Origin of the sequence: Flavivirga aquatica (assembly GCF_001747085.1) — a bacterium.
Classification (GTDB): Bacteria; Bacteroidota; Bacteroidia; order Flavobacteriales; family Flavobacteriaceae; genus Algibacter_C; species Algibacter_C aquatica.
This window is the reverse complement of the sequence record NZ_MDJD01000028.1, coordinates 171,107-186,046: the sequence shown is the minus strand read 5'-3', so window position 1 is coordinate 186,046 and position 14,940 is coordinate 171,107. Positions and strand designations below refer to the sequence as shown.

Genomic DNA, 14,940 nt, shown 5'->3' with positions numbered 1-14,940 from the left:
ATTCTATTTTATAGCGTCAACAATTAAAGATGTATAACTTAATGAACCATCTGCATTTCTAAGATCATAGCGTTTAGACCTCATAACTTTACCATGTTTATCCTTCCAATCTTCATGATGAAAAACACCATGTTCATCCCAATACTCAAGCAATTTTACTTTGAAACCTATTTTCTCTAGTTTTTCTTTCATTATAGAATAATTGTAAAGTATTTTATGATCATCTGCGCCTAAACCAGTACCATTTGGTTTAACATAATCTATATAATCCTTACTGGGATGATATCCATCGGGAACTGCTATTCTTAATCTACCATTTTTTTTTAAAAACCTGTAACAATTTTTATTAGCTATATCTGTATCCTTATCATCTAAATGCTCCCAAACGTGTTCTGCAAATATATTTGAAACTTTATAATACCCTAATAACAAGTACCAATCTGTTTTTTTAGTTATATCAAGTATTTCAATATCACATGAGAACCAATCATTATTAAAAGCTAGATTACCAGAACCAACATTTATCTTTCTTTTGTTTTTTAATTCAGTTCTCATCTTAAGATAAGATATAATTTTTTTAACTCTTTTTTTTAGATTTTTAATATTCTTTTTAATAAAACTCATTACTTATTAGGCTTTTGTAATTTTAATATAGTTTTAAATCATAAACTTAGATGTTTTAAATCTTTCTTAGGCTTGTAACTGGAGCCTTTTAAACTAAAACAACACTAACTAACTTACAAATTAATATTTTTTAAGTAATTACATCTTTAATTATTGCATTTAAATTATCTATATGTTTTGACATTGTAAAATTCTTAAAAATATTCTCATGTCCATTTTCCCCCATTTGCTTAGCTAAACTTTTATTTTCTAATAGCTTAATCATTCCTTTTGCCATACCATCTACATCTTTTTCATCTACAAGAATACCTGTTTCTCCCTGTAAAACGACATCTGGAATACCTGCATGAAGTGTTGAAATTACGGGTATTGATGCAGCTTGAGCTTCTATAATAGCCACTGGAGTTCCTTCCATATCACCTTCTCCACTTATTATACTATGCTGAACAAAAGCTCGGCATTGTGATAATATTTCTTTAAATTCTTTTGCTGAAATACTACCTGGAAAAGAAACTGAATTATTAATTTTTAAATATTCTACAAGGTTTTTACATGTATTTAACAAATGTCCATCTCCTGCTAGAACTAGATTTGCATCGGGTAGAACTTTTAAAACTTTTGAAAATGCTAAAATCGTTAAATAAGGTGCTTTTTTATCTACAAACCTTCCTATTCCTACTAAAAGTTTCTCTTCATAATTAGGTTTAACATTTAAAAACGAATCATTTGGTCCATAAGTATTATAATGTAGTTTCTCTTTTTCGCACCCTAAATCTAATAGCTTTTTTTTCATCACTTTAGAAACAGCTATCACTCCTCTTGCTCTTGAAAAAACCTCTTTGTAGTTATTACATTCTTCTATAACACTCCTAACTGAAGCATCATAACCATGAAAATGAACAATAAAAGGTTTATTATATATTCTAAATAAAGGAAGTAATTTATGAGCCAACGTTCCGTATTCTACAAGTATCACATCAATCTTATTTTTTAAAAGTGAATTGCGTAATAATGCTTGTTTAGTTGTCTTTATTCTATATGATTTAACTAATTTTCTAATAATTTTTTGAAAAATGGTATAACCAAATAGCTCTTCTTGAGAATTTTCTAACTTTATATTTTCAATATGACTACCATAATAAGAATAAATATTACCGTCAAGCAATGTTTTATGCGCTGTTATAAAAGTTTCTGAATAGGTTTTCTTATTTATTGAAAAAATGGCTAAATTCATTTGGAAGCAGTTGGTTTTTTGACGGTAAATATTAATCCTGTAATCATTTGACTCTCTTTAAAATCAATTTTTATATTTTTATCTAGATTAATTAACTTCTTAATTATTGGCTTAAAAAGCCTTACTAATATTTTTCTTTTCCTTGAAGACATTGGACTCCTTCTAACCCATAAACCAAGCATTTGAGCCATAGATGCGTGCCATCCTCCTGTAGACTTTATCTCAATATTTTCAAAACCACTACTAAGAAGAAGCCTTTCCAAAGAAAACGGTGTGTACCTATACTCATCATTCGGAACTTCATGCAAAGGCCATAAAAAAGGGATTGTTCCAAATAATATTCCTCCTGGTTTAAGTACTCTAAATATTTCGTTTAAAATAATTTCTGGTTTTGGACAATGTTCTAAGACTTCTGTTCCAAATGCTGTATCAAATATTTCATTTTCAAATGGCATTTTTACTCCATTCCATGTATAATCTGGTTTAATATTAGAATCATAAATTATAGATGTTTCAATATCTAAACCTATATATTTAGTAATATTACTTTTTGATAATATATGATCTTTGTAAGGCATTTTTCCACAACCAACATCTAACAAATTTCCAGAAAACAAATGCATCGATTCATTAATCCCTTTCAAAATAGATGCTCGAATGTAAAAAATATCTATATTGGAATTATTAAGATTAATGTTTATAAAATTATTCATAAGGAATATTATTGTTTAACAATTAACCTTCCTGTATAGTCAATTCTATTTAAAAAAACATTAAGGTTATTTTTATCAATATACTCATCTACAGCTTTTTTACTTCCTTTCCAGTGGCCATAATCATCAATAATTATAATTCCTCCTTTTACTACTTTTGGATATAGCAACTCTAATTCTATTTTTGTTGATTCATACCAATCTGTATCAAGTCTCAAAATAGAAATTTGATTAGGCTTATTAGCTTCTAATAAAGTATCTTCAACTTTTCCCTTTATAAATTTTATTTTAGATTTTGGGTAATTAGCAAGTTTCATTGTCTTTTTCACTTCCTCTAACTCAGATAAAGCCCAAACCCAAGATGTTTTTTTATCTTCTTTTTTTAGCCTATCACTAGCTTTTTTCCCATTAATATCCAAATCAAACTTTGTGGGTTCACTCATTCCTTCAAAAGTATCATACAGCCATAATGTTTTTTCTTTTTTATTTAATTTAGAAAACATTTTAGCTACAGCTAAAGTACTTCCCCCTTTCCAAACTCCACATTCAACATAATCACCTTCAATATTATTATTTGCAACATACCTTACAGCATCTAAAAGTGCTTTTATTCTTTCTGGAGAAGTCATTGTGTAAGGCTTAACAAATGATACTATTTCATTATCCTCATCACTAAAATCTGAATAGTTATTAGATACTACTTTTTTTTTAGGACTAGCTGTAATTTTATCAACTAAAATATTAAGTTTTTTTATAACATGTTTCATTTATTCTTGATTTATTAGCCAATTAGAATCTTCAATATATTTACAGGTATTAGGTCTAAATTCAAATTCTCTATAAATTTTAAACATTTCAACTTTAAAAGGACATACACCTTCAATTATATCATATTTTTCTCCACCAGGAGGTCCTGTAAAATATACTTTTAAAGTATAATCTCCCATATAAAGTCTTAATTTTGGTATGACACATTTTAATTTCCAAACACCAGGCTTCCTACACATTTCCTTTTCAGAGTCAAAAGTCCACATATGTAAAATTGGAGATTCATGTTTATCAACTATTTGAAAACTTAAAGAAGCTCCTTTCAAACTAAAAGGCACATTCAATCTGAAGCTAATTTCTAAAGGTTCTCCAAATATGTGTACTTTACTAACATTACTTGTCTTAACAGAAACACCCAAAATATTTGGTAAATCTTTTATAGGTTCTGCTTTATAATCATTCTCCTCAGTAACTTTGTTATTTTTAAGATAAAAATCTATACTATCAGAAGTATTACCATCAAAAATTTTATTTCCTTTTTCAAGAACAATACATCTATTTGTTAAACTAGAAATAGATTGCATGTTATGACTAACAAACAATACTGTACGTCCTTCCCCTTTAGAAATATCCTGCATTTTACCAATAGCCTTTTTCTGAAATTCCGCATCACCTACAGCTAACACTTCATCAACAACCAAAATTTCTGGTTCTAAAAAAGCAGCAACTGCAAATGCTAACCGTACTGTCATTCCAGAAGAATATCGTTTTACAGGGGTATCGATATAACGTTCACAACCAGAAAAATCTATGATTTCGTCTATCTTAGATTTTATCTCCTTTTTGGTCATCCCTAAAATAGCGCCATTTAAAAAAATATTTTCACGCCCTGTCATTTCACCGTGAAAACCTGTTCCTACTTCTAATAAAGAGGCTATTCTCCCCTTGGTTTTTATCTCTCCTGTAGTTGGTGATGTGACTTTAGATAATATTTTTAATAAGGTAGATTTACCTGCTCCATTCTTACCTATAATACCTAGCACTTCTCCGCGTTCTACTTCAAAATTTATATCATTTAAAGCCCAAACATAATTAGATTCGCCTTTTGTACTTCTATCATTACTTTCTCCAATTTTTAAATACGGATCTTCTTTTCCTCGAATACTATGCCACCAACGGTTTAAGTCTGCTCCAATTGTACCTGTTCCCACTAAACCTAAACGGTATTGTTTAGAAATATTTTCGGCTTTTAGAATAATATCTTTTTTTCCCATATTAAACTGTATCTATAAAATTCTTTTCTGTTCTATTAAAAACTATTAACCCTAACAGAAAACAAATTATACTTATTCCCGCTGCATATAAAAAGTAGCTTATGGAAAAGCGCCCAACACCTAAAGTCATATATCTAAATAGTTCTATAAAAACAGTCATTGGATTATACTCTACTAACCACGAGTACTCAGGTAATTTTTCTTTGAAATAAGATAATGGATACATTACTGCAGAACCATACATTAATAATTGCACCCCAAAACCTACTAAATAAGTTAAATCTCTATATTTTGTAGTTAATGATGATATTAACATTCCAAACCCTAACCCTAACAAGGCCATTAAAACTATTAATACAGGAAGTAGTAAAAGAGTTAAATTTGGGGATGCTAACGAAGCTTTACCTGTAAAAAACACGAAATAAATATAAAAACCAATAAAAACTAATAAACGAATACCAAACTTCACTAAATTTGAAATGACTACAGATAAAGGCGCTATAACACGTGGGAAATAAACTTTTCCAAAAACACCTTGATTACTTTTAAAGGTACTACTAGTTCCTGTGAAACTGGTACTAAAATAGTTCCAACAACTTAACCCTGCTAAATTGAATAAAAAAGAAGGAATACCATCACCTGTTGGGATATTAGCTAAATTATTAAATATCAATGTAAAAGTAAGTGTAGTAAACAAGGGTTGGATTAAATACCAAAGAGGTCCTAAAACAGTTTGTTTATATAAGGTTATAACATCACGCTTTACAAACAGCAATAGTAAATCTCTATACCTCCATATCTCTTTAAAGTTAAGATTTATAAATTTTCTTCTTGGAGAAATAGTATATAGCCAATCGTTTTGCTTAGTAGTTGAATTCAAAATTAATCTTAATTATTGTTTTTTTTAATTTATATCACCAAAATGATAACATATATTCTTACCTTTTAAAGGTAGATTTTATCCTATCAAATAATGATTTATTTTTAACCAAATCATCGTGGTAGCCATAACCGTAGCCATAACCGTAGCCGTAACCATAGCCATATTTTCCTTTTTGATTGTAAAAATTATATAAGAAACTTATATTTTTTATTTCTCCTTTTTTATGCTTTTCATTTACTAATGTTAACATTTCTTTTTTAGTATAATCTTGTCGTACAACATATAACGATGCATCTGCATAATCTAATAATTCTAATGCATCAGAGACTAAACCTACTGGAGGTGTATCTAAGACAATATAATCATATTTTGTTTTTAACTCCTTAATAAGTGTATCCATTGTTTCGCCAATTAATAACTCTGAAGGATTTGGAGGAATTGGACCTGAAGTTATAATGTCCAGATTACCAGTTTTTGTTTTTTGAACGATTTCTGTCAATGATTTTAAACCAATTAGATAATTAACTACTCCTATTTCATTATTAATTTCAAAGTCATTAAATATTCTTGGTTTCCGCAAATCTAAACCAACTAAAACAGTACGTTTTCCACTCAATGCAAAAACTGATGCTATATTTATAGCGCAGAAGGTTTTACCTTCTCCACTTATCGAAGAGGTGATTAAAACAGTTTTACTTCCTTCTAAATCATGTTTTCTATACATATACTGTAAACTAGAACGAACCGTTCTAAATGCTTCTGCTATTACAGATTTAGGTTTATTAAAAACGGCTAAATTACTACCTGTTTCATTTTGACCTACTACACCTAATAATGGAATTTGACTATGACGTTCCAAATCGTTTGGTGTATTAAGTTTATTATCAAAAAACGTAATAATGAAGGATAAGAGTAATATTGGAATAAGAACTGCAAAAAACGCAAAAACATATCTAGTATTTAAATTAATCGCATTACGACCTTGACCAGTATCTTTTGCTGGTTCTATAAAAACAATATCTGATACGTTTGATGCTTTTATTAAATCTGCCTCTCCTCTCTTTGCTAAATATAAATTGTAAGTACTTTGACTTAATAAATACTCTCTTTGAATTTCCTGTAATTTTTGTTGACTTTTTGGGATTGTTGAAAACTCTCGTTCCGAACTATATATTTTTGAATTAATAGATTGTTTTTGAAACTCTATATTAGACTTTGCCGATGCTATATTTTCAAGAATAACATTTTTTAATGCATTTATTTTACGGTTTAAATCATCAAAAACTGACACATTATCTCTTACAGAATATTCTAATTTAGATTTCTCCGCAGATAATTGAATAATTTTAGCAACACTAGCACTAATATTACTTTCTTTAATTCCAGAAACTGAAGGTACCTGTATATTCGAATAATCATTATTACTTAATAAATAATTCTTTAAAAGATCATAAGAAAGTATCTCTTCATTTAAAGCTTCTTTTTGATTATTATATCCTTCAATTTTAGATATAAGTAAAGAACTTTCACTTCCTATATCAAAAATTTTATTACGCCTTTTAAAATCATTTAAAGAATCTGCTTTTTTATTAAGTTCGCGTTTCACTCTTGCCAACTGTGTATCTATAAAACTAATAGTATTTATTGCATATTGATTTTTACGTTGCAACATATCTCTTTCCAAAATAAAAACCGACGTATTTAAATAATCTACAATTTTAGATTTATTTTTATTAGTTAGCCTAATTTGTAATAAAGGAGATTTCGCACTATTCCTAACTGAATATGAATTCACAAACCCTGAAACTGTATTATTAAAATTATTGAATTGAATGTAATACTCGCTTTTAGGAATAATAGCAAACCCCTCTCTCTTTTCTATACTTCCTTTAAAAAAAGGTAAATTAATATATTCACCTATTCTATATGATTTCGAAAAAACTGGAGATGATAATAGTAATGATTTTATTTTTTTATTTTCAAAATTTTGAACTGACACCCTTTTAACTTCATCAAAATCGTAAGAAAGTTCAAATGAATTTTCATCTAAAAATGAAACTTTTATTGAGTGTCCAATAATTTGAAATGCACCATCAAAACCTACAAACTTAAAAGGTGTCTCATTATACATATCCTTTTTATAGAAACGGCCTTGTTTTAAATAAGTTAAGTATAAGTCTAGGCTATCTACAATCTTTTCATGATGCTTTCTAGATTTTAGATCAAGTAAAACCTCTTGAACTTTACCTGAAATTCCACCATAATTAAAAATTAAACTGGTATTAGATGTAAACAAAGGGTTTTTATCATCTTGAACTGTAAGAGAAGCACTTAACGTATATGGAAATTCCCTCCTAACATTCTGATAATAAACAATGTAAAAGGCAATACACAAAAAAAACAAGAACCATTTCCAATAACTAATGGCTTTAAATATAAAAATCTTAAAATCAAAAATTTGAATATTTTCTAACTCTAATTGCTCATCCATAGCTTATAAATTACGTGCTAAAAAATAAGTACTAACTAGAACCGAAAAAATACTTGCAATAGTAGTTAGGGTCTGTGTAGCAGTTTGCCCTGCACCAATTGCTTTTCGTTTTAATGGTTTAACCATAATTAAATCATTTGGTTGTATAAAATAAAACTCCGATTTCATTGCAGTAATATTAGTTAAATCAATATGATGAATTTTTTGACCTCCAGGATACTGTCTAACAATTAGTACATCTTTTCGATCTCCTGTGTCTAAAATATCGCCAGCATTGGCAATTGCCTCCAGAATGTTAACTCGATCTTGATATAAAACATTTGACCCCTTACTTCCAATTTCTCCAAGGGTTGTATACTTAAGTCCTGCTAATTTTACTGTCACAAATATTTGAGCTGTTTTCTTAAAATATTTTAATAATAATTCACTTTTTACTTTTTCTTCAATTTCTTCTACAGTAAATCCTAACACATTTAATTCACCAAGAATAGGAAACTCTATATTGCCATGTAAGTCTACCGTAAAACCATTAAAATATAATGACTGCTGTGTTTTTCCCATAGCACTAGTAGTAGGGTTAAAAATTTCAACCAATTCTTTATCTAATGCTTTTACATCTATACTTAATACATCGTTAACTTGTACTCTATAAGGCTTCGAGAGAGCTTGTATCTGTAATGAATCATTAACTTTAGTTCCTTTATCTTGCAGATAAACAACATCTTTATTAGTTATACATGAAGAAAATAAAATAAAAAAAAACAATATGTAATACAAAAAAAATCGTTTCATTAAGAGATGTTTGATTTGCCACAAATATAACTTTTCATCGGGAACAATAAAACTTATACTAGATTTTTTAGTTTTTTACCCGTTATTTGCATAAAAAATATCCTTTTGAATTATTTAACAGTTGAAAACATATCAAAGTCTTATGGAGAGCATACGCTTTTCAAAGATATTTCCTTTAGTGTACATAAAGATCAAAAAATTGCTTTTGTTGCAAAAAATGGCACCGGAAAAACTTCTATTTTAAATATTTTATCTGGCGATGATGAAGCTGATTCAGGTAATGTAATTTACAGAAAAGGTATTACCGTTTCCTTTTTATCACAAGATCCTAAGTTTGATAATAACTTAACTGTTGAAGAAACTATTTTTGCTAGTGATAATCCTATTTTAAAAATTATTAACAATTACGAAAAAGCACTTTTAAACCCAGACGATATTGAAGTTTACCAACAGGCCTTTGATGCTATGGATCAACACCAAGCCTGGGACTTTGAAACACTTTACAAGCAAATACTTTTTAAATTAAAACTAGATGACTTAACCCAAAAAGTTAGCACACTTTCTGGAGGGCAAAAAAAACGATTGTCACTTGCCAATGCTTTAATTAATAAACCTGATTTATTAATTTTAGATGAACCAACTAACCATTTAGATTTGGAAATGATCGAGTGGTTAGAATCCTTTTTTGCAAAAGAAAACATTACGCTTTTTATGGTAACGCATGATCGTTATTTTCTTGAACGTGTTTGTAATGAGATTATCGAATTAGATGAAGGACAACTTTATAATTACAAAGGAAACTACTCGTATTACTTAGAAAAACGAGAAGCTCGAATAGAACTAGAAGCTACTGAAACCAATAAAGCCAAACAACTATTCAAGAAAGAATTGACTTGGATGCGTCGTCAACCTAAAGCAAGAACAACAAAATCCAAATCTAGAATTAACGATTTTGCCGATATAAAACACAAAGCTCACCAACGTAGAAACGACCATGAAGTTCAATTAGAACTAAACATGGAGCGTTTAGGGAGTAAGATTTTAGAATTCCATAAAGTTTCAAAATCTTTTAAAGACAAAACTATTCTTGATGGCTTTGATTACACGTTTCAAAAAGGTGAACGTGCTGGTATTATTGGAAAAAACGGAACAGGAAAAACTACATTTTTAAATATCTTAACCCAAACTGCACAACCAGATTCTGGTAAAGTTATTAAAGGTGACACCGTTAAATACGGCTATTATACGCAAAGCGGAATAACAATTAAACCTGAACAAAAAGTTATTGACGTTATTAGAGAATTTGGAGATTATATTCCATTAAAAAAAGGACGTCAAATAAGTGCACAACAACTTTTAGAACGTTTCCTTTTTAGCAGAAAAAAACAATATGATTTTGTTGAAAAATTAAGTGGAGGCGAACGCAAACGCCTGTACTTATGTACCGTTTTAATCCAGAACCCTAATTTTTTAATTCTTGATGAACCTACAAACGATCTAGACATTGTAACACTAAACGTACTTGAGAGTTTCTTATTAGACTTCCCTGGTTGCATTATAGTAGTATCTCATGATCGTTATTTTATGGACAAAGTAGTAGACCATCTTTTTGTTTTTAGAGGCGAAGGTGTTATCGAAAACTTCCCTGGCAACTATACAGATTATCGTGTGTATGAAGATAGCCAACCTGTAATTTCTAATACTTCGGAAGAAAAGAAAGAAAAAAACGCGTGGAAAAAAAATGACACCAACAAACTTTCTTATAATGAAGAAAAAGAACTTAAAAATATTGAGAGTAAGTTAAACTCTTTAGCTTTTGACAAAAAGGAATTAGAAAATAAATTTAATAACCCTGATTTATCTCAAGATGAAATTAATAAATTATCTGAAGAATTACAGAAAATCATTGACACTATTGAAGCCAAAGAAGAGCGCTGGTTTGAATTATCATCTAAACAAGAAAATTAAAGGTATTGTTTCATAGAAAACAAAGAACTTTAAAAAGTTTTTTCTGTATACCCTTGAGGTTCTCCAAGAGGGTTTCTTTACTATATTTATTGAATACTAAAAATGCTATACCCAATTACTCAATATATAAAGTTTCTTTTTAGATCTACCAATCAACATGGTGTCCACTCCCCTTTTGTTTTCAATTTAGTAACCCAATGTTTTTATGACAAAACAAACTACACTGCTTATAAAGACATTATAAATTACAAAAAAGAATTATTAAAAAATAAAACTAAAATAATAGTAACAGACCTAGGTGCTGGTTCTCAAGTCATGAAACAAAGCGAACGCATAGTTTCTAAAATTGCTAAAAATGCAGGAACCACCAATAAAAGAGCTAAATTATTATATAGATTGTCAAATTATTTTAAGCCAAACACCGTTTTAGAGCTAGGTACTTCTTTAGGCATAGCAACACATGCTATTAGTATAGGAAATACAGATACTAAAACCAACATTACAACAGTAGAAGGCTGTACAAACACCTTTAAATTCACTAAAAACAACTTAAAAAAGCACACATCAGCTAATATAAATATAATTAATGCTGATTTTAATGTACTTACTAAAGAATTATCATCAAATAATTATGATTTCATTTTCTTTGACGGTAACCATCAAAAAGAAGCTACTTTAAATTATTTCGAAACATTATTACAAACAGCTAATAATGATTCTGTTTTTATTTTTGATGATATTTACTGGTCTCAAGGCATGACAGAAGCTTGGAAAACTATAAAAAATCACCCAAAAGTAACAGTAAGTATTGATACTTTTTTCTGGGGATTGGTCTTTTTTAGAAAAGAACAAGTTAAGGAACATTTTTCGATTAGAATATAATACTTAGCTAATTATATACTTACGTATATTCTCCTACTTTATTTGCAACAACTTTTAGCTCTCCTTATAACACACCTAAATTAAGGTTTTTCTCATAAAAAAATCCCAGAAAGTTAAACTTTCTGGGATTTTTTTATACTTAATAATTAATATAACAAATAAGTTATTACAGATTTATTCTTTTACTAAATTAATCTCTACACGTCTATTTTGAGCTCTACCTTCTCGTGTAGCATTTGTTGCTACAGGTTTACTTTCTCCATATCCTAATGCTGTTAATCTACTTTGATCTACACCATTTTCTACTAAAAAGTCTTTAACTGTATTAGCTCTAGAATCTGATAATTTCTTATTTAAAGCATCACTACCAGAACTATCTGTATGTCCTTCTACAGTAAACGTCGCTTTTGGATATTCTTTTAAAATTTTAACAATTTCCACTAAAACTTCGTTAGATTCTGCTTTTATAGAAGCTTTGCCAGTATTAAACAGTATAGTTTTAGCATAATCGTTTAACGTTTTTTGAACTTCTACGGTTACTTCTGGCTCTGGACAACCATTATTGGCTACTGTACCTGCCTCGTTAATACATTCATCATCCTTATCGTAAACACCATCATTATCGGTATCTTTCCAAGGGCATCCGTTATTTTCTACTGGACCTGCTACGCTTACACAAGCATCAACATTATCTAATACTAAATCTCTATCTTGATCTCCCCAAGGACATCCATTATTTTCTTCTGGCCCCGCCTCTTCTGGACATTTATCAACATTATCTAAAATAGAATCACCATCTTGATCTCCCCAAGGGCATCCGTTATTTTCTACTGGACCTGCTACTTTAGGACATTCATCTAATTTATCTATTACACCATCTTCATCTTTATCTTTTGGCTTACCTTGATATACTGGTATTTTTAAACCAGCATAAACATCTGCACCTTTACTATTATCGCTAGTCAATACTGTTAGAACAGAACCAGAACCAACGTATAATGGGCCAGCTCTTAAACCTGCTCCTGCTTGAAATCCATTATTCTGTATTACACTTATTGGTAAGTAAAAACTAAACCATTTACTTTCAAAACGTGGTGTTAATGAAACAACATTGGATATACGACTAGCTTTTTCTTTACTTTTTGAAATAAGCGAAAGATCTGTGTTTAAATTTAAATACAATCTTCTGTTAAAACTCCAATCTGCATTTAAATGAAGTGCTGTTGGCAAAATAACTTTATAGCCATTTGTAGATTTAGTTCGTGTATATAAATTATTTAAAATATCATTTAAATCTTCTTCATTATTAATATCATCCTCACTTATATCTATACCATTAATGTTAAAACTCTCTTCTATTCCGTCTTTATATTTTATACTTCCAATATCTGTTATAGATAATCCTAATTTTAATTTATATTTATTTTTGTCTTTATAAGTATATGCTGTTCCATTTGAGTTTGTAGCTGTATAATCTGCATAACTTGGTCTCCATTCGTAAACAAAACCTAAATCTGCTCCAAAGCCAGTTGCTTTAGGTAATTCGTAATCATAGTCATCATCTTCAAAATCTGTATAACGCCCATAAGCAGCTTCTCCTGTAGAAGTTACACTACCAGTAGTTCCTACTCCAGGAATAACAGTCCCATCTTCATCATAATCTACTACTAAATTTTTTCCACTCACATATGCACTACCTCCACCTTGTAAATATTTTAAAGTAAGTCCTCCTTTAAAAAAGTGCTCTTCTTCATTAAACAATATTCTAGCGTAAGTAATACCTAACTCTCCCCAAGCATGACCAGCTCCGTTAAAATCACCTTCATTTAAATTATAATCAGTTATATTATCTTCATCTAAAACATCTATAGATTCTCCATTAATATCATTAACATTAACAAAAGCCCTTGCTCTTGTAAAAATAGCTATAGAACTCTTTTTATTAATATTAAACATAAAAGATGGTCCCATAACATCTATATTGAGACCTAAATTATTAGAGTTAGATGGCGATTTTTTTGCACTTAAATCAAAATCATAATCCTCTTTAATGGCATTCATGATATTAAGTCCATAGTAATCATTTCCTCCAAATGTACTAGCACCTACTAGATTAATATCTGTTTTAAAACGAGAGTCTACTATATTGGCAGGATTAGCAATAACACTATTTACACCACTGTAGTTATCTGTTAGAAACCCAATATAAGATTGAGCATCTAAACATATTGCATTTACAAGAAGTAAAAACAATAAAGCAATTTTCTTCATAAATTTAGATTTGGTTATTTTTTAACAGGCGCAAAAGTAAATATTTAATGTTAAATAATGTTAAAATAAAAAATATTATAGCTGTTTTTTATGCTGATTATACTTACAATTAGTAAATTAAGCTTCATCTAGCTATTAAACACCTGTAAAACAGAAACAAAGAGAAATACTGAATAAAGTATAACTTGCAAAAAACCTTTGTTTCTCGCTTCTAAATAATCTAACTTCGTTTTATAGAAAAAATAAATCGCATTTAAATCTAAAATAAACATCATTTAGGATGAAAATCTATACTAAAACAGGAGACAAAGGCACTACTGCATTATTTGGAGGTACACGAGTAGCAAAACACCATATTAGAATTGAAAGTTATGGCACTATAGATGAATTAAATTCTCATTTAGGCTTAATACGCGATCAAGATATTAATCCAGAATACAAAAATTTACTTATACATATACAAGATAGACTATTTACTGTAGGAGCTATTTTGGCTACAGATCCTGAAAAAGCAATTTTAAAAAACGGAAAAGAGCGTTTAAATATTCCTAAAATATCTTCAGAAAACATTGAGTGTTTAGAACGCGAAATAGATATTATGAATGAGACCTTACCTCCTATGACGCATTTTGTTTTACCTGGAGGACACCAAACCGTGTCATTCTGTCATATAGCACGCTGTGTATGCCGTAGAGCTGAACGTTTAGCTACTACACTTAATGATATTGAAACTATTGACTCTAGTGCTTTAATGTACTTAAACCGTCTTTCTGACTATCTTTTTGTATTGGCACGAAAGTTGACTTATGATTTACAAGCAAATGAAATTAAATGGATTCCTGAGAAACATTAAATATTTTTGTTTCAATAAAGGTTTCTAAAGAATAACTTAATTCTGTAATAGGAATGTTTTTTTTTTGCGTTAAGGATTGAAGTGACATCATTTTTAAAATATTGAAACGTCATTGCGAGGCATTTTTTTGTCGAAGCAATCTGTTAATCGATAAAAAGATTATCAAGTCGTTTTCCTTCTCGTAAAG

12 protein-coding genes are annotated in these 14,940 nt (G+C 29.2%); 3 read left to right on the top strand and 9 right to left on the bottom strand.

All coding sequences use genetic code 11. From position 1 onward, the window contains the following. Positions 1-3 precede the first annotated feature (3 nt). The 8 genes from A8C32_RS05935 to A8C32_RS05900 form a co-directional block, all read right to left on the bottom strand. On the bottom strand, positions 4-555 hold the full coding sequence (locus A8C32_RS05935) for a class I SAM-dependent methyltransferase (RefSeq protein WP_069829592.1): 552 nt from the start codon (positions 553-555) through the stop codon (positions 4-6). A 199-nt stretch (positions 556-754) separates the two neighbouring features. Further along, positions 755-1,858 carry a glycosyltransferase family 4 protein gene (locus A8C32_RS05930; RefSeq protein WP_069829520.1) on the bottom strand — a complete coding sequence of 368 codons (1,104 nt, stop codon included), beginning with the start codon at positions 1,856-1,858 and terminating at the stop codon, positions 755-757. Continuing rightward, positions 1,855-2,571, bottom strand: a complete 717-nt coding sequence (locus tag A8C32_RS05925) for a class I SAM-dependent methyltransferase (protein ID WP_069829519.1) — start codon at positions 2,569-2,571, stop codon at positions 1,855-1,857. The genes A8C32_RS05930 and A8C32_RS05925 overlap by 4 nt, the downstream gene beginning before the upstream one ends. A gap of 8 nt (positions 2,572-2,579) precedes the next feature. Next, positions 2,580-3,338, bottom strand: coding sequence for a TylF/MycF/NovP-related O-methyltransferase (locus A8C32_RS05920; protein ID WP_069829518.1), 759 nt, complete (start codon positions 3,336-3,338; stop codon positions 2,580-2,582). Further along, a complete protein-coding gene (locus A8C32_RS05915) occupies positions 3,339-4,613 on the bottom strand; it encodes an ABC transporter ATP-binding protein (RefSeq protein WP_069829517.1) in 1,275 nt (424 codons plus the stop codon). A 1-nt stretch (position 4,614) separates the two neighbouring features. Further along, positions 4,615-5,496 (bottom strand): ABC transporter permease, encoded by an 882-nt coding sequence (locus A8C32_RS05910; RefSeq protein WP_432416489.1) that lies wholly within the window; start codon positions 5,494-5,496, stop codon positions 4,615-4,617. 55 nt (positions 5,497-5,551) lie between these two features. Continuing rightward, the gene (locus tag A8C32_RS05905; RefSeq protein WP_069829515.1) at positions 5,552-7,987 is read right to left on the bottom strand and encodes an exopolysaccharide transport family protein; all 2,436 of its coding nucleotides are present in this window, start codon (positions 7,985-7,987) and stop codon (positions 5,552-5,554) included. Positions 7,988-7,990: 3 nt separating this feature from the next. Next, a complete protein-coding gene (locus A8C32_RS05900) occupies positions 7,991-8,779 on the bottom strand; it encodes a polysaccharide biosynthesis/export family protein (RefSeq protein ID WP_069829514.1) in 789 nt (262 codons plus the stop codon). 105 nt (positions 8,780-8,884) lie between these two features. Here A8C32_RS05900 and A8C32_RS05895 point away from each other — a divergent pair, with 105 nt between their 5' ends. Next, a complete protein-coding gene (locus tag A8C32_RS05895) occupies positions 8,885-10,747 on the top strand; it encodes an ABC-F family ATP-binding cassette domain-containing protein (protein WP_069829513.1) in 1,863 nt (620 codons plus the stop codon). Positions 10,748-10,849: 102 nt separating this feature from the next. Further along, entirely contained in the window at positions 10,850-11,629 is a 780-nt protein-coding gene (locus A8C32_RS05890; RefSeq protein ID WP_069829512.1) for an O-methyltransferase, read from the top strand. A gap of 174 nt (positions 11,630-11,803) precedes the next feature. Here the strand turns inward: A8C32_RS05890 and A8C32_RS05885 are convergent, their stop codons facing one another. Beyond that, entirely contained in the window at positions 11,804-13,900 is a 2,097-nt protein-coding gene (locus A8C32_RS05885) for a DUF5723 family protein (protein ID WP_069829511.1), read from the bottom strand. 280 nt (positions 13,901-14,180) lie between these two features. On the opposite strand from A8C32_RS05885, the gene A8C32_RS05880 reads away from it, so the two are divergent. After that, positions 14,181-14,753, top strand: coding sequence for a cob(I)yrinic acid a,c-diamide adenosyltransferase (locus A8C32_RS05880; protein WP_069829510.1), 573 nt, complete (start codon positions 14,181-14,183; stop codon positions 14,751-14,753). Positions 14,754-14,940: the final 187 nt, after the last annotated feature.